This window comes from Paraburkholderia sp. EG304, assembly GCF_046543485.1.
GTDB lineage: Bacteria > Pseudomonadota > Gammaproteobacteria > Burkholderiales > Burkholderiaceae > Paraburkholderia > Paraburkholderia youngii.
This window is the reverse complement of record NZ_JBKGUA010000013.1, coordinates 19,002-33,580: the sequence shown is the minus strand read 5'-3', so window position 1 is coordinate 33,580 and position 14,579 is coordinate 19,002. Positions and strand designations below refer to the sequence as shown.

Sequence of the window (14,579 nt, the reverse complement as noted above, 5' to 3'; positions counted from 1 at the left end):
TCCGTTCAACATATCGTGGTTTCGAGGGCATGGGGGATTCGTCTCGTCGGGCGGTGTGACGGCCGCGCCGGGGGCAATCGTGTCGAGCGACCGATCGGAGGGGAATTGGCGTCGCGACGGAGCTTTCCGCCGTCGACGCCAGCTTGCTGCTTTACCGCTACTTCTTCAGCTGCTTGACCGGCTTACTGGCCGATTGCGCGGATCGACAGTGCGCTCTTCACCGACGTCACGCCTTCCACGCCCTGAGCGGCGTTCGTCGCGATTTCGATCTGAGCCTGCTCCGGCACCGAACCTTCCAGCGTGACCGCGCCGCTGCGTGCGCGCACGGTGATGTTGCCGACGGTCAGGCCCTTCGTACGTGCGAGCTTCGCGCGGACTTTCTTCTGCAGAGCGCGATTAGCCTGTTTAACTTCCTTGGTGGTCGGTGCCGCTGCCGCCGGCGCTGCGGTCGCAGCTGCATCGCTGCTTTGCGCGTACGCGTTGAGGGAAGCGAAAACGACCAGCGCGCCGCCGATCACCTTGATTGCCGAGAATGCTTTCATTCAACCATCTCCTATTGTCGTAGAACGTCGATCCCCCGGATGGGGTCGATTTTTTTTACATCAGCGGGTACAGCGGGATTCAATGCGAATGGAACAGGTACAGCAGCCATGCGAACACTTGCAGCGGACACGCACGTTTCCGCGGGCCGCGAAGCGCGCGCAAGACATGCAAACGGCCGTGTGACCGGCCGGAAGCACACGATACAGCAATTGGTGCCATGTTGACTTGCTGACGCAGAAAATGAGGCGTCGGTACAACGAATTTGCAGATCGCAACCGGTCTATGACCTGGGATTTCAGCACCGACTTAAGGATATCCAGCCCATGCGAAACGAAGCTCTTCCGATCCGACCTTTACACCGCGACGATCTGCCGGTCGATACGGTCGAACTCGCGCGCTTCATGGTCGGCAAATATCTCGTGCACGATCTCCCCGAAGGACGCCTGAGCGGCCGCATCGTCGAGACCGAGGCGTATCCGCTCGGCGATTCGACGAGCCACGCGTTTATCGGACGGCGTCCGTACAACGGCTCGATGTTTCTCGCCCGTGGTCACGCTTACGTGCGGCTGACCTACGGTGTGTCGTACATGCTGAACATGTCGTCCGAAGCGGAGGAGGTCGGCGCCGGCATTCTGCTGCGCGCGATCGAACCGCTCGAAGGACTCGCGCTGATGGAAGCGCGCCGCCCCGGCGTGCCGCTGCGCGATCTCGCCCGCGGACCCGGCCGGCTGACGGTGGCATTCGGCATCGGCCAGGCGTTCGACGGCCAGGATCTGTGTACGGGACGCGGGCTCTGGATCGGCGTGATCGAAACCGGCGACGCACCGGTCGGCGTGACGACGCGCATTGGCCTGTCGCGCGAGATGCACCGGCCGCTGCGATTTTTCGAGCCGGGCAGCGCGTTCGTCAGCGGCCCGCGCAAGCTACTGACGATTCCGCATTCGGGCGCATGACATTTCGGCGGCCCACGGGATGTTCCGGACAATTGTTGCCCGGAACATCATGCGGGTCGAATCGACTCCTCGATATTCCTCGGCATTGTTGCGAACAGCACAATTTCCTATCTCGCAATTAAGGGTTTTCCCTTGCTCATGCGGTGACTAGACTGAACTTATTCGCTGAACACCACGGTGTTGGCGATGCAGATAAAACCACATTGGAGGGAAGTCATCATGAAATCGCTGATCAAGGCAGTTGCCATTGCAGCCGTTGCCGCCGCGCCGATCGTATCGTTCGCGCAATCGAGCCAACAGCCGGTCACCCGCGCCCAGGTTCGCAACGAACTGATCCAACTGGAGCGCGCGGGCTATAACCCGTCGACCTCGAACGACGCGGAATATCCGGCTGACGTCCAGGCCGCCGAACAGCGCGTCCAGGCGCAAAATCCGGCCGTCGCGCAAACCCAGCCCACCGCTAATACCAGCGGTTACGGCGCGCCGATGAGCGGCGCGACGCAAGCGGGTCGCCCGACGCAGCCGCAGCCGACGAGCGGCCCGAAGAGCGTGTATTTCGGTAACTGAGTTCGCTAACCGGTAAGCACGCGGCACCACGCTGTGCGCCGCTTTCGCGAGCGCACGGCGTTTCATACCAGGTACTGTTTCAACCGAGCGCGCCGCACCCATGCACCCGCAAGCGTGTCATCCGTGCGCGCGTCGCGTTCCTCTTTCCGAAGGAACCTCCGCTGCCGCAAGGTAGCTTGGCCCAAGCTCTTCGAGGCTTGGGCTTTTTTTGCTTCCGCTACCGCGCGGATGATCGAGGCGCGTTCGTTCAGCGAAAGCCGTGCTGGCTGTCAGAGCCGTTCGCCGTGGATATAGAACTCGAGTTGCTGGATCGTGAACTGCTGCTCCGCGATGATGTCCTTCACGAGGTCCCCAATCGACACCATGCCGATCAGCCGCTCGTTCTCGATGACCGGAAGGTGACGCATGCGCCGCTCGGTCATCAACGCCATGCACTCTTCGGTCGTCTGGTCCGGACGCACGAAGCGCACCGCCTTGCTCATGATGTCGCGCACCGGTGTCGCCTTCGAGGAGCGGTCCATCAGCACTATCTTGCGTGCGTAGTCGCGCTCCGTGACGATGCCGGCGATGCTGTCGCCGTCCGTCACCACCAGCGCGCCGATGCCTTTCTCGGCCATCAACCGGATTGCCTCATAGACGGAATCGTCGGCGCCGATTGTGTAGACCTCGGAGGAGTTCGGTTTCGTTTTAAGAAGCTGTGCAACGCTTGTCATGGAGCGCTCCGTTTCGCAATGCAGCACGCCGAAGTGGCGCACTGTCGTGAGGGACAGGCGATTCCAGTATAGGCGCGACGTGCGCCCGCGGTACATCAGGAATATCTGGGGCGCGCCGGAGAATGCCTGCTGAATTGGCGGGTTCGACGGGTGCTTCGCGGGGGTTGTGGCGGCGCAGCGTCCAGTGGCTGCGAAGGGGCATCCACGTGCTGCGCGCGGATTAGCGGTAAACTCGCAGTCCAACCCTTATCCCCGGCTCGACCGGGTTCATGCCAGCACTATCGTTCAACGCCATGCTCACGTCTCAGGATTCATCGCCCGCAGCGGACGGCGCCGTCACCAGCGAATGCGTCGTGCTCGACGCCACCGCCACGCTGCCCACGCGCTACGGCACGTTCACTTCCTATGTGTTTCGCGTGGTCGACAGCGGCGCCGAACATCTCGCGCTCGTGATGGGCGATGTCGCCAACCAGTCGTCCGTGCTGACGCGCCTGCATTCGGAATGTCTGACGGGCGACGTGCTCGGCTCCTATCGCTGCGACTGCGGTGAGCAGCTCGACCTCGCGCTGCGCTATATCGCGGCTGAAGGTTGCGGCGTGCTGCTCTATCTGCGCGGCCACGAAGGACGCGGCATCGGCCTGTCGAACAAGATCCGCGCGTATGCGCTGCAGGAGCAGGGGCGCGATACCGTCGAAGCCAACCTCGATCTCGGCCTGCCCGACGATTCACGCGAATACGATTCGGCCGCGGGCATCCTGCGCACGCTGAAGGTCACGTCGGTGCGGCTGATGAGCAACAATCCCGAGAAGTTCGACACGCTGTCGAAGCACGGCATTCCGGTGTGTGAGCGTGTCGCGCTCGCAATTCCGATGCGCGAGGAAAACGAGCGCTATATCCGCACCAAGCAGCTGAAGTTCGGCCATTACTTCGACGAGAACGAATAAGCCGGAACGCCAGCCACCTAGAACACGCCGAAATCGTCGTTGCTGTCGGGAATCGCGGCGAGCAGGTCCGCAAGCGCGCGGCAGCCGATCAGGTTCGAAAGCGTTATCGCCGCGCGCAGCCAGCACTCGGCGCGTGAGTCTGGGTTCGCCGCTGCTCGCGCCACGCCGTCCGTTCGCCGAACCTCCATGCGGCTCACCGCGCCGCCGCCTGGATATCGCCGACGCGCGATAGCAGCGCCTCCAATACCTGCCGCAACGTCGTGGCGCCGAAGCGTCGCTCGCTGGCGTTCGCCTCGACGTCGATGCGGCCAGCGTTGTGCGCGTCGTACAGATCGACGATCAGTTGCGCGTGACGATCGCCGAGTCCGGCGCCGCGCAGCACGCCGCGCCATTCGTCGCGCGGCACCCGCTGGGCGATCACCGGCCGCCCCGACAGTTCCGCCAGGATGCGCGCGACGTCGAGCGCGCTCACCCGCTCTTTCCCTTCGATACTGACCACCCGCGGCGTCTTGCGCGACGGCGCATCGTCGAGCAGCAACTGCGCGGCAAGCTCGCCGACGTCCTCGGCGGCGACGGTCGGAAACAGCTTGTCGAGCGGATCATGCAGACTCGGCAGCACGCCCCGGCCGAGTGCGACCGGCAGCACCCGCGCCCAATTCTGCATGTGCTCGGCGGCGCGCAGCAAGATCAGCGGCGACGCGACATTGCGCAGCATCTGCGTTTCGAGGTGGTGGAACAGCGTCGTGATGCCGGTGCCGTCCGCGTGTTCGGCGCCGTAGTCGGATAGCGCGAGGAGCCGCGGCGGCGCGGCCGTGCGCAAGGCCGCGACGCCCGCATCGATGATGCGCCGCATGGCGGCCGCGGGATCGTCATGCGCTCCCGGCACCGGACAAAGCCATTGCACCGCCTGCGCGCCGTCGATCGCGCGCGTGACCGACTCCGCGTCGTTCAGGTCGGCGAGCGCGATCTCGCAGCCGATTGCCGCGAGTGCTTCGGCCTGGGTTGCGTCGCGCACCACCGCGCGTACTGGTTGGCCCGCGCGACGCAAGGCGGCTGCGCTCGCCTGTCCCACGTGACCGGCCGCTCCGAAAATGACGAACACGTTGTGCTCCTATTGAGGATCGCTATGGCGTGATGGTAGGGACGCGTCGTGCGCGAGGCGCTCAGATCCGGATGACTTTGCGCAGATATGGATGATCTTTTTACGGCGATGCCGCGCAGGTCGCGCGAATCGCGTCGGCGGTTGGCGAGCTACGAAATTCCGTCACGCCTGCGAAGCCGCCGAAAACGCCGCACAATGCAGGCTTCTCGCCGTCATTCAGGAGACAAGCGATGAACGCGGTCACCCCGATTTCCGTGCTTGCGCCGCACAGCGGCTCGCGCATCGCCGTGCGCACCAGCAGGGCGCTCGGCTGGCAAGGCTTCGGTGCGGAGCTGGTCAACGTGTCGGCCGGTTTGCATCGGATGCCGGCGTTCGTCCATCACCGCGTGGGCGTGCACGTCGGCGCGCCGGTAACCGCGCGCTGTCTGTGCGATGCGCGCCGACACACGCGGATTCAGGCGCACGGCGACGCGGATGTGATCCCCGCGGGGCTCGAAGGTCAGTGGAGCGATGATGCCGCCTGCACGATTTTCAGCGTCTGGTTTGCCGAGGACTTCGCGCGACGGACCGTCGAGCAACTCGCATTGAAATCGGCCGACGCGCAGCTGCGTCCGCGCTTCCAGATGCGCGATCCGCGCTTTCAGCATCTCGCGTGGGCGCTGCGCGCGGAGCTCGAAGCGGACGATGCATCCGATCCGCTTTACGCCGAAAGTCTGTGCACGGCGATGCTGGTGCGTCTGATCGGCGTCGAACCGTTGGCCGACAACCGGCGGCGTACGCTCGCGCCGCGCACGGCCGCGCGCGTGATCGAGTTTATCGACGCGCATCTGGATCAGCGTTTGACGCTCGACGAGCTCGCCGCCCAGGCGCAACTGAGCGTGCCGCATTTCAAGGCGCTGTTTCGCGATACGCTCGGTGTGCCCGTGCATCAGTACGTGGTACAGCGCAGGGTGGAGCGCGCACGAACGCTGCTGCTGCAAGGACGCCTCAGCGCAAGCCAGATCGCGCTCGAGACGGGCTTTGCGCATCAGAGCCATATGGCGCACTGGATGTCGCGTTTGCTGGGTGCAACGCCGCGTGAACTTCGCGGCGCCGCGCGCGACGACGCGGTCCTGCCGGGGCAGATGAAGACGAACACACCACGTTGATGCGCGAGCCGCGCGGCGCCGCACGGCATCCGCTTTAACCGGGCGCCGCGCCCGTCAATTGCGCATAGACATCATGCGCGAGCTGCAACAGCTCGTTGCGATCGATGCCGCCCGACACCGCATAGCCAAAATCGCCGTCGACCCAATAGAACACGTTGACGGGCCCCGCCTGATACAGCTTGAACGCCGTCGTATTCGCGTTCTCCCGACGATGCGAGATGCACAGCGTGACACGCTCGCCGTTCGGTCCGCGATACATGAACTGCGCGGTCGGACCATCCTCGCCGGGCAGCAGGCGGCCGCCCGACAGCATGAAACCGCTCTTCGACAACATCGGCGGATGGACCTCGGTGCCCAGCCGGTTCGCGAGCCATTGCACGAAGTCCTGCTCGTGATCGGCGCTCATGTCGCTCGGCCGATCGATCGCCGGCATGTAGACGACATGCGCGACCGCCGCCCGGCGCGCGAAACCCTCGGCGCTATTCGCGCTGACAGCACGATTGCCGGCTTGAGTGTCGGCCCCGGTATCGGTTCGATCGATCGCAACGGGTGGAATCAGATCGTTCCTGTGCATGCCGATGCCCAGGCCGAGCACGAGCGCGGCAGCCATGCCCGCGAACTGCGCGGCGTAGCGCGGCCAGTTCGCGGCCGCTCGCGCGCGGCGCGGCGCGCCGGTCTGCAGACGCATCGGCACAGGCTCGCTGAGCACCCGGTCGTAGCGATCGTGAAGCAGCCCATTGAGAGAAAAGTAATCGCTGACGCGCGCGGCCAGCTCCGGATTCTGTTCGAGCGCGCGCTCGACCTCGTTACGCCGCTCGCCGGACAGCGTGCCGTCCACGTACGCGTGCAAGTCTTCTTCGCCGATCGGCATTTGCGGCTCGCTCATCGCACCACCTGTAATTTCGCACCGGGCTGGGCGCCCGCCATCAAAGCTCGCAGCCGTTCGCGTCCACGCGACAGCCGCGACATCACCGTACCGATCGGAATGTTCAGCGCGAGCGCGACGTCGGCATAGCTCATCTCCTCGAGACCGACCAGCAGCACCACCTCGCGCTGCTCGACCGGCAGCCGCTGCAGCGCGTAATCGAGGTCGCGCATTTCGAGCGAACGCGTCTGTCCCGACGGCACCGCGAGCTCGCTTTCGGCGATGCTGTCGTCGTCGACCGCGACATGGACCGCGCGCGCCGCCGCCCTGCGCGCCTGATTCGCGAACACGTTGTGCATGATCGTGAACAGCCATGCGCGCAGATCGGTGCCCGGCTGGAACAGACGGGTGCGGCCGAGCGCGCGCTCGAGCGTGTCCTGCACGAGATCGTCGGCGAGCTCGCGATTGTTGATCAGCGCCCGCGCATAGCGCCGCAGACGCGGCACATGCTCGATCAGCTCGTCACGGACATCCATGGTCGATCCCGTTCAGGGGGCGTGGGGGTGGCATCGGCTTCACTCGCGTCGGTATCGATACGCGCCGGGCCGGTCGCGGAAGCTTCCGTCGCACGATGCGCTCGCACTGCAAACACCTTTCAGCGCATTTTATTCCGCATGGGCCGCGGATATCGGCGTCAGCGCGCGGTCATCACATCGGCGGCGCGCATCAGGCCGTGGGTGCGCGCATCGCCCGCGACGACGAAACGCTGGCGCCGCGCGGTCCACGTCAGCAGCCGCAACTCGCCGACGCGGCGCGCGGCCCACTGCGGCTCTTCGCGCGCGAACGGCGCCGCCGCCGACAGCACCACCACCGGCTGCTGATCGCCGTTCAGATAGACGAGCTCGTCCACGCGCTGCAATGGCCCGAGCCGCAGCACGCGTTGCCCGACGAGGCGCAGGCCGATCGAGCCGAGATCCGGCGCGGCGGGATCGACGCGCGTCGGCGATGCCGACGAAAAGGGCTGCGCGCTGGCTTCGGCGAGCGCCATCACGGCAGCGTTGTCGAGTGCTTGGGCCGACACCTGAGCCGCCGTGAGCCAGCCGCTGACGGCAATCACCATCAGCGCGAGGGCTATCAGTGCGACCAGCGTCCGGCGCGCGGGACCGGCCGGTTGCACACGCATGCGGAGCCGGCGCGATTCGCGCGGGTGCTCATGCGCGGGCTCCTCGGCGGTCTGAAAGGTCGCCTGGATCTGTGCGTTCAAGCGGTCGTAAAAGGCCACACGCCGCGCTTCCGCCGGATGCTTGCCGAGATAGTCGCGCAGCGCCGCGGCACGTTCGGGCGTCAGCGTGCCGTCGGCATAGGCCTGGATGTCGTCTTCGGACGGAGGAGTGCCGGACGGGCGATGAGTCGAGGTCATGATGATGCGCGGTGTTGACTACTGCTATCCGATGACAAACACCGGCGCCCGGGCATTTATTCCCCGCGCCGGCGATGTTTTTTTCACGCGGCGAATACAGGAATAAACGCCGCCGACTCGTGGTTCTCCCTGGTGCGAACCCGCACAACACTCACTGGAGTCGATCATGAAAAAGCTTTCGTTCGTCGCTTTGTCGTTCGTCGTTCTCGCCGCTTCGTCGAGCGCGTTTGCGCAGGCCAAGACACGCGCTCAGGTGTACCAGGAATTGATCGAGGCGCAGCAGAACGGTCTCGACTACATCACCGACACATCGTACCCGGACGTGAGTCCCGTGTTCGCACGTCAGGTCGAGCAGCACAAGATGGCGCTTGCCGCGCAAACGGCGGCCGCCGCGAGCCACGTCGCGAACTCGGGCGCGCCGGCTGTTGGCACCCGTTGAAGCATCGGCTACCGGCGCGCGAATGGGTTTGAACGGGCGCGCCGGTGCCGGATGGAATAGATCGTAGCGCGGCGTGTTTGCCCGTACGTTGGTATCCATCCGGCAAGGAGTCCCCGTGACACAACCCTCCCGACCCAAACCTCATCCCGCCGGCTCCGGCCCGCGGCCCATCTGCGTGCCATGCCGGCTCGCCGCGATCGGCGCGGTCGTGCTCGCGCTTGCGGGCGGCTTCGCATACACCGCGGGCTGGCTCACGCCCGCGCGTCTGACCGCTCCGCGCATCATCGATACGTTCGAAGCAGTCGCGGGCCAGCATCCCGGCTATCGACGCAATCACGCCAAAGGCCTATGCGTGGACGGCTATTTCGATAGCAACGGCAATGGCGCAGCGCTGTCGCACGCAGCAGTGTTCGCGCCGGGCCGCACGCCGGTGACGGGGCGCTTCGCGGTGCCCGGCGGTAACCCATCCGCGCCCGATACGAGCTCGCCGGTGCGCAGTCTCGCGCTGGAGTTCCAGCTTCACGACGGCGAACAGTGGCGTACCGGCATGAACTCGACGCCGGTGTTCGCGGTGCATACGCCCGCGCAGTTTTATCAGCAGTTGCTGGCCTCGAAGCCCAACCCCGCGACCGGCAAACCGGACCCCGCCAGATTGAAGGCGTTCTACGCGGCCAATCCCGAAACGCAGCCGTTCCAGCGCTGGGTCAAGTCGCACGCGCCGTCGTCGAGCCTCGCGAACGCCGCGTACTACGGCATCGACGCGTTTCTGTTTACCGATGCCCACGGCACGACGCGCGCGGTGCGCTGGGCCGTCGTGCCCGACACGCCGTACGCGCCGGTCACCGCGGCGCAGCAGGCCGAAAAGAACTTCCTCGCCGCCGATCTCGACGAGCGTCTGCAACACGGCCCCTTGCGCTGGCATCTGATATTGACCGTCGCGCAGCCTGGCGACCCGACGAACGACGCGACGCTGCAATGGCCCGACGACCGCCAGCGCATCGACGCGGGGACGCTCGTGATCGAACGCACGACCTCGCAGGAAGACGGCACCTGCCGCGACATCAACTTCGATCCGACGATCGTGCCGGCCGGCATCGCGCCATCGGACGATCCGCTGCTCGCCGCGCGCTCGGCCGCCTACGCGCAGTCGTTTCAACGCCGCACGCGCGAGGAGGCGTTGCATCCCGAGGTCCATCGAACCCAGCCAAACGGAGAGCACTCATGAGCCGCGACCGCACTTACTTCAGTCCGCTCGCGCGGCTATTGCACTGGACGATGGCGCCGCTGATCGTCGCAATGCTGTTCATCGGCGTGGGCATGGTCGCGACGGTGTCGCGCACCCATGATGCGTTGGTCGCGCTGCATCGGCCGCTCGGCATCGCGTTGCTGCTGCTCGTGCTGGTGCGGCTCGCGGTGCGCGTGAAGCGCGGCAGTCCGCCATTGCCCGCGCAGATGTCGAAGCCGCAGCGAATCGCGGCGCATGCGTCGCACGTCGTGCTCTATGGGCTGATGCTCGCGATGCCGCTGATCGGCTGGGCGATGCTGTCGGCGGCCGGCTATCCGGTCACGCTGTTCGGTCCGCTGCATCTGCCGCCGATCGCGCCGCACGACGTCGCGCTGTTCGCGCTGCTGCGCGCGCTGCATACGTGGCTCGCGTTCGCGTTGTTCGCGACGGTGCTGCTGCATCTGGCGGCGGCGTTGCTGCATGGGCTGATCCTGCGCGACGGGGTGTGGAGCAGCATGGCCCGCCCAGGACGCTGATACCGGCCGAAGCGGCCGCGCCGCGGCTCGTTCGGGCCGTTCTCAATCCGACCCGATCGGCCGGCCCGCCGATTTTCGTCCAACGCGTAAAATGGCCGGTTACCACAGGCAAATCGCAGCTGGACAAAATCGGCCGGGCGTCGCGAGCGCGCGTCGCCCGTCGCACCGGTTCGACCCGCACGCGCTTGCCTTCGCCGGTTTGAACAGGAATGCACGCGGATGTCGTCAGTTTTCTTCGATCGGGACAGCATTGCGGAATGGCTCGGTGAGCGCACCGTCGCCAAGGCGCGCTCGGTGGGCGCGATCAGCAACGTCAAATGGCAGGGAGAGACGCTGTCGGGCGACGTGCAGGGCTCGCAGCCGCAGCCATACCGGACGCGGGTCCGTTTCCGGACCGATGGCGGCTCGCCATGGGCCGAAGGCGAGTGCACGTGCCCGGTCGGGCGCAATTGCAAGCACGTCGCGGCGCTGCTGCTCGCGGAACTCGACTACCACGACGAGATGGATCACATCACGCAGGTCGAGGACGACAGCGACCCGGCCACGTCGGAGGTGTTCGTCGCGCGACGGATCACGGTCCCGGGCGTGCCGCCGGCGCCATCACCATCTTCATCTTCGTCTCCAGGTGTGCGGCCCGAACTGGTCAGCTGGCTCGAGCGTTTTCGCGCGCGCGCCCGCGCGGCCGACGCCGCCGCCGCCGAAAAAAATGCCGCCCGCAAGGTGGAGGCCGCGAGCCAGGAGACACTCGCCTATCGGCTCACCTGGTCGCGTTTTCATCTGCGCCACGAGGTCGTGCTGCATCGCGCGCGTTGCGACGCGGACGGCGTGATCGTCGAAGTCGGCGACAGCTGGGGCGACGTCGAAGGCGCGCTGCTCAGGCAGCCGCGCTTCGTGTCCGACGAGGACCTGTCGATTCTGCGCGGCCTGTGGCTTGGCCGCTCGCGCGAGGACCTGGGCCAGTTCGTGCTGCGCGGCACGAGCGGCGCGGAAACGCTGCAAAAGCTGATCGCGACCGGGCGCCTGTTCTTCGACTTCAGGATCGCGCCGGGCGAGGCTGGACCGACGCCGCTCGCGCGCGCCGCCGACCGGCCCGGACGCATCGAATGGGAGCCGCTCGCCGACGAACGCCTGCGCCCGGTGCTGCGCACCGAACCGCGCGCGAGCATGGTGCTGCCGACCGAGCCGGTCTGGTACGTGGACGGCGTCGCCAACGAGGCGGGCATCGTGCCGCTGTCGCTGCCGTTCCAGCAATTGCCCGACTACCTCGCGATGCCGCCGATCTCGCTCGCCGAGGCGCCGCTCGTCGCGTCGGTGCTGCGCGAGATCGCGCCCGAGCTGCCGCTGCCGCCGACCCACGACGCACCCGCGATTCGGGTGATCGATGTGGAGCCGGTGCCGGTGCTGACGCTGAACAGCCACGCGCTGCCGGGCGCGGCGAAGGGTATGAAGACGGCGAAGGCCGCGAAAACCGCGAAGGCCGCGAAAGCCGCCGAGCGCAAGTCCGCCGCTCTCGAGCTGGCCGCCGCGAGCTTCGACTACGACGGCGTCAGCATCAACGCCGACAGCAGCGTGACGCTGGTGCCGCTGCCGGGCGGCGACGTGATTCACATCCGCCGGCGCTACGACGCCGAGAAAAAACGCTTGCTGGAATTGCGCAAGACCGGTCTGCAGAAGGTGCCGACGCGCAATATGCAGGCGGCGCGTCTATTGCCCGACACGATGCTCGGTCTGCCCGATGCCGACGCATGGTCCGAGTTCGTCAACGACGCGGTGCCGGATCTGGTCGCGAAGGGCTGGCGCGTGACGATGGCGCCCGAGTTCCGCTACAACGTGATCGAGATCGACTCGATCGACGGCACCGCGCAGCAAGCCGGCGACGGCTGGTTCGATCTGGAGATGGGCATCCGCGTCGGCGAGCGCAACGTGCGGCTCGAGCCGCTGCTGGCCGATCTGTTCCGGCGCGACCGGCGCTGGCTGTCTGGCGCGCTCGAGAGCATCCGCGACGACGAACCGATCGAGCTGAAGACCGAGGAGAACAAGCGTCTGCGGCTGCGCGCCGATCGACTGAAGCCGGTGGTGCGGGTGCTGGTCGATCTGTTCGATTCGCTCGGCGCCGCGCTTGCCGAAGGCGCGCCGCTGCGCGTGCCCGCGGTCGATGCCGGCCGCCTCGATGCGCTGCATGACACCGGCCGCTGGCAGTTCAGCGGCGACGCTTCGATCCGCGAGCTCGCGCGCCGTCTGCAAGCCGGACCGGGCCTGCGCGAAGTGGCGGTGCCGCGCGGTCTGAAGGCCGAGCTGCGCGCGTATCAGCACCAGGGCCTGAACTGGATGCAGTTCCTGCGCGAACAGGATCTGGCCGGCGTGCTCGCCGACGACATGGGGCTCGGCAAAACCGTGCAGACGCTCGCGCACATTCTCGCGGAGAAGGAAGCAGGGCGGCTCACGCACCCCGCGCTGATCGTCGTGCCGACCACGCTGGTGCACAACTGGCGCGAGGAAGCGCGCCGCTTTGCACCGGACTTGAAGGTGCTGGCGCTGAACGGGCCGCACAGGAAGGAACGCTTCGCGCAGATCGGCGAACACGAGCTGATTCTGACCACTTATGCGCTGCTGTGGCGCGATCAGAAGGTGCTCGGCGAGCACGACTATCATCTGCTGATTCTCGACGAAGCGCAGTACGTCAAGAACGCGACCACCAAGGCCGCGCAGGCGATTCGCGGCTTGCGGGCGCGGCATCGGCTGTGTCTGACGGGCACGCCGCTCGAGAATCATCTCGGCGAGCTGTGGTCGCAATTCGATTTTCTGCTGCCGGGCTTTCTCGGCAGCCAGAAGGACTTCACCCGACGCTGGCGCAATCCGATCGAGAAGAACGGCGACGACGTGCGCCGCGCATTGCTCGCGTGCCGCATCCGGCCCTTCACGCTGCGCCGGCGCAAGGACGAGGTCGCGAAGGAACTGCCGCCGAAGACGACGATCGTGTGCCCGGTCGATCTCGAAGGCGCGCAACGCGACCTGTACGAAACCGTGCGCACGGCGATGCAGCAGAAGGTGCGCGCGGCGGTCAGCGCGCAGGGGCTCGCGCGCAGTCACATCATCGTGCTCGATGCGTTGCTGAAGCTGCGTCAGGTGTGCTGCGATCCGCGGCTCGTGCGCACCGCGAGCGGCGTCACGGACGGCGCGGCCGCGAGCGGCGGCGAGCGGGCGATGCGCTCGGCCAAGCTCGATCTGCTGCTGTCGATGCTGCCCGAGCTGATCGAGGAGGGGCGCCGCGTGCTGCTGTTCTCGCAGTTCACCGGCATGCTCGCGCTGATCGCCCAGGCGCTCGACGAAGCGGCGATCCCGTACGTGATGCTGACGGGCGACACCGCTGATCGGGTGACGCCGGTCGAGCGGTTCCAGCAGGGCGAGGTGCCGCTGTTCCTGATCAGCCTGAAGGCGGGCGGCGTGGGGCTGAACCTCACGGCCGCCGACACGGTGATCCACTACGACCCGTGGTGGAACCCGGCCGCCGAGAACCAGGCGACCGACCGCGCGCATCGGCTGGGGCAGGACAAACCGGTGTTCGTCTACAAGCTGATCGCGGCCGGCAGCATCGAGGAAAAGATCGTCGAGCTGCAGGAGCACAAGGCCGGGCTCGCCGACAGCATTCTCGCGGAAGACGCGGCGGGCGCCGCGAAGTTCTCGGACGACGATCTCGACGCGCTGTTCGCGCCGATGCCGGAAATCGAGGGCGCGCGGTGAGCGCGCCTTCACGATCGAATGAGGCAACGCAGAGGCAACGCGCAGCCTGCAGGCGGGGAATCTGATGCGCTGCAGCAACATCAAAAGGGGGCCGGACTGTAACAAAACGTCTGTGTATGTAAATGGCCGCCGCGCGGGGCTTCAACTCATACCAATTTCGAACTCGCGCTGTGTAAGACTTGCGCCTCGTGCGCTTCCGGACGACGTGTAATTACTACTTTGGCAGCGGTTACAAAGGAATTTCTTTCATCTTGAGCACGGCTTCGCGCCGGGCTAACGTGACATGACTCGTGCGGCTAGACCCCGGCGAGCGTGTGTAGTGTTTTTTGGGCGGCGTTGCTTCGACAGGAGCAACGCCGCATTTTTTTGCCCGCGTCACTTGC

At 66.2% G+C, this 14,579-nt stretch carries 16 protein-coding genes; 8 read left to right on the top strand and 8 right to left on the bottom strand.

Translation table 11 applies throughout. From position 1 onward, the window contains the following. Nucleotides 1-182 precede the first annotated feature (182 nt). Nucleotides 183-542: a BON domain-containing protein gene (locus ACLFKU_RS17450; RefSeq protein WP_013091595.1), complete on the bottom strand. Its 360-nt coding sequence runs from the start codon at nucleotides 540-542 to the stop codon at nucleotides 183-185. Between the two features lie 324 nt (nucleotides 543-866). On the opposite strand from ACLFKU_RS17450, the gene ACLFKU_RS17445 reads away from it, so the two are divergent. After that, nucleotides 867-1,496 carry a DNA-3-methyladenine glycosylase gene (locus tag ACLFKU_RS17445; protein WP_368586852.1) on the top strand — a complete coding sequence of 210 codons (630 nt, stop codon included), beginning with the start codon at nucleotides 867-869 and terminating at the stop codon, nucleotides 1,494-1,496. A 219-nt stretch (nucleotides 1,497-1,715) separates the two neighbouring features. After that, nucleotides 1,716-2,063 (top strand): DUF4148 domain-containing protein, encoded by a 348-nt coding sequence (locus ACLFKU_RS17440; RefSeq protein WP_410849883.1) that lies wholly within the window; start codon nucleotides 1,716-1,718, stop codon nucleotides 2,061-2,063. A gap of 269 nt (nucleotides 2,064-2,332) precedes the next feature. On the opposite strand, the gene ACLFKU_RS17435 is transcribed toward ACLFKU_RS17440, so the two are convergent. After that, a complete protein-coding gene (locus ACLFKU_RS17435) occupies nucleotides 2,333-2,776 on the bottom strand; it encodes a CBS domain-containing protein (RefSeq protein WP_368586854.1) in 444 nt (147 codons plus the stop codon). A 293-nt stretch (nucleotides 2,777-3,069) separates the two neighbouring features. Here ACLFKU_RS17435 and ribA point away from each other — a divergent pair, with 293 nt between their 5' ends. Next, nucleotides 3,070-3,720: a GTP cyclohydrolase II gene (gene ribA, locus ACLFKU_RS17430; RefSeq protein ID WP_026228235.1), complete on the top strand. Its 651-nt coding sequence runs from the start codon at nucleotides 3,070-3,072 to the stop codon at nucleotides 3,718-3,720. 17 nt (nucleotides 3,721-3,737) lie between these two features. Here ribA and ACLFKU_RS17425 read toward each other — a convergent pair whose 3' ends face one another. From ACLFKU_RS17425 to ACLFKU_RS17415, 3 genes are all read right to left on the bottom strand, one after another. Further along, complete coding sequence (locus ACLFKU_RS17425; protein WP_410849882.1) at nucleotides 3,738-3,908, bottom strand: hypothetical protein; 171 nt, start codon at nucleotides 3,906-3,908, stop codon at nucleotides 3,738-3,740. A gap of 5 nt (nucleotides 3,909-3,913) precedes the next feature. Then, a complete protein-coding gene (locus tag ACLFKU_RS17420) occupies nucleotides 3,914-4,822 on the bottom strand; it encodes an NAD(P)H-binding protein (protein ID WP_410849881.1) in 909 nt (302 codons plus the stop codon). 100 nt (nucleotides 4,823-4,922) lie between these two features. Then, entirely contained in the window at nucleotides 4,923-5,066 is a 144-nt protein-coding gene (locus ACLFKU_RS17415) for a hypothetical protein (protein ID WP_410842554.1), read from the bottom strand. Here ACLFKU_RS17415 and ACLFKU_RS17410 point away from each other — a divergent pair. Further along, on the top strand, nucleotides 5,053-5,970 hold the full coding sequence (locus ACLFKU_RS17410; protein ID WP_410849880.1) for a helix-turn-helix domain-containing protein: 918 nt from the start codon (nucleotides 5,053-5,055) through the stop codon (nucleotides 5,968-5,970). The two genes, ACLFKU_RS17415 and ACLFKU_RS17410, sit on opposite strands and share 14 nt — an antisense overlap. A 34-nt stretch (nucleotides 5,971-6,004) precedes the next feature. Here ACLFKU_RS17410 and ACLFKU_RS17405 read toward each other — a convergent pair whose 3' ends face one another. From ACLFKU_RS17405 to ACLFKU_RS17395, 3 genes are all read right to left on the bottom strand, one after another. Next, nucleotides 6,005-6,856 (bottom strand): anti-sigma factor family protein, encoded by an 852-nt coding sequence (locus ACLFKU_RS17405; RefSeq protein WP_368586858.1) that lies wholly within the window; start codon nucleotides 6,854-6,856, stop codon nucleotides 6,005-6,007. After that, nucleotides 6,853-7,371, bottom strand: a complete 519-nt coding sequence (locus ACLFKU_RS17400) for a sigma-70 family RNA polymerase sigma factor (RefSeq protein WP_410849879.1) — start codon at nucleotides 7,369-7,371, stop codon at nucleotides 6,853-6,855. The genes ACLFKU_RS17405 and ACLFKU_RS17400 overlap by 4 nt, the downstream gene beginning before the upstream one ends. A 158-nt stretch (nucleotides 7,372-7,529) precedes the next feature. Then, nucleotides 7,530-8,255 carry an anti-sigma factor family protein gene (locus tag ACLFKU_RS17395; RefSeq protein WP_410849878.1) on the bottom strand — a complete coding sequence of 242 codons (726 nt, stop codon included), beginning with the start codon at nucleotides 8,253-8,255 and terminating at the stop codon, nucleotides 7,530-7,532. A gap of 166 nt (nucleotides 8,256-8,421) precedes the next feature. On the opposite strand from ACLFKU_RS17395, the gene ACLFKU_RS17390 reads away from it, so the two are divergent. From ACLFKU_RS17390 to ACLFKU_RS17375, 4 genes are all read left to right on the top strand, one after another. Then, nucleotides 8,422-8,694 carry a DUF4148 domain-containing protein gene (locus ACLFKU_RS17390; RefSeq protein WP_368586861.1) on the top strand — a complete coding sequence of 91 codons (273 nt, stop codon included), beginning with the start codon at nucleotides 8,422-8,424 and terminating at the stop codon, nucleotides 8,692-8,694. A gap of 115 nt (nucleotides 8,695-8,809) precedes the next feature. Next, the gene (locus ACLFKU_RS17385; RefSeq protein ID WP_410849877.1) at nucleotides 8,810-9,919 is read left to right on the top strand and encodes a catalase family peroxidase; all 1,110 of its coding nucleotides are present in this window, start codon (nucleotides 8,810-8,812) and stop codon (nucleotides 9,917-9,919) included. Beyond that, nucleotides 9,916-10,455 carry a cytochrome b gene (locus tag ACLFKU_RS17380; protein ID WP_368586863.1) on the top strand — a complete coding sequence of 180 codons (540 nt, stop codon included), beginning with the start codon at nucleotides 9,916-9,918 and terminating at the stop codon, nucleotides 10,453-10,455. The genes ACLFKU_RS17385 and ACLFKU_RS17380 overlap by 4 nt, the downstream gene beginning before the upstream one ends. A gap of 219 nt (nucleotides 10,456-10,674) precedes the next feature. Continuing rightward, complete coding sequence (locus tag ACLFKU_RS17375) at nucleotides 10,675-14,196, top strand: SNF2-related protein (protein ID WP_410849876.1); 3,522 nt, start codon at nucleotides 10,675-10,677, stop codon at nucleotides 14,194-14,196. Nucleotides 14,197-14,579: the final 383 nt, after the last annotated feature.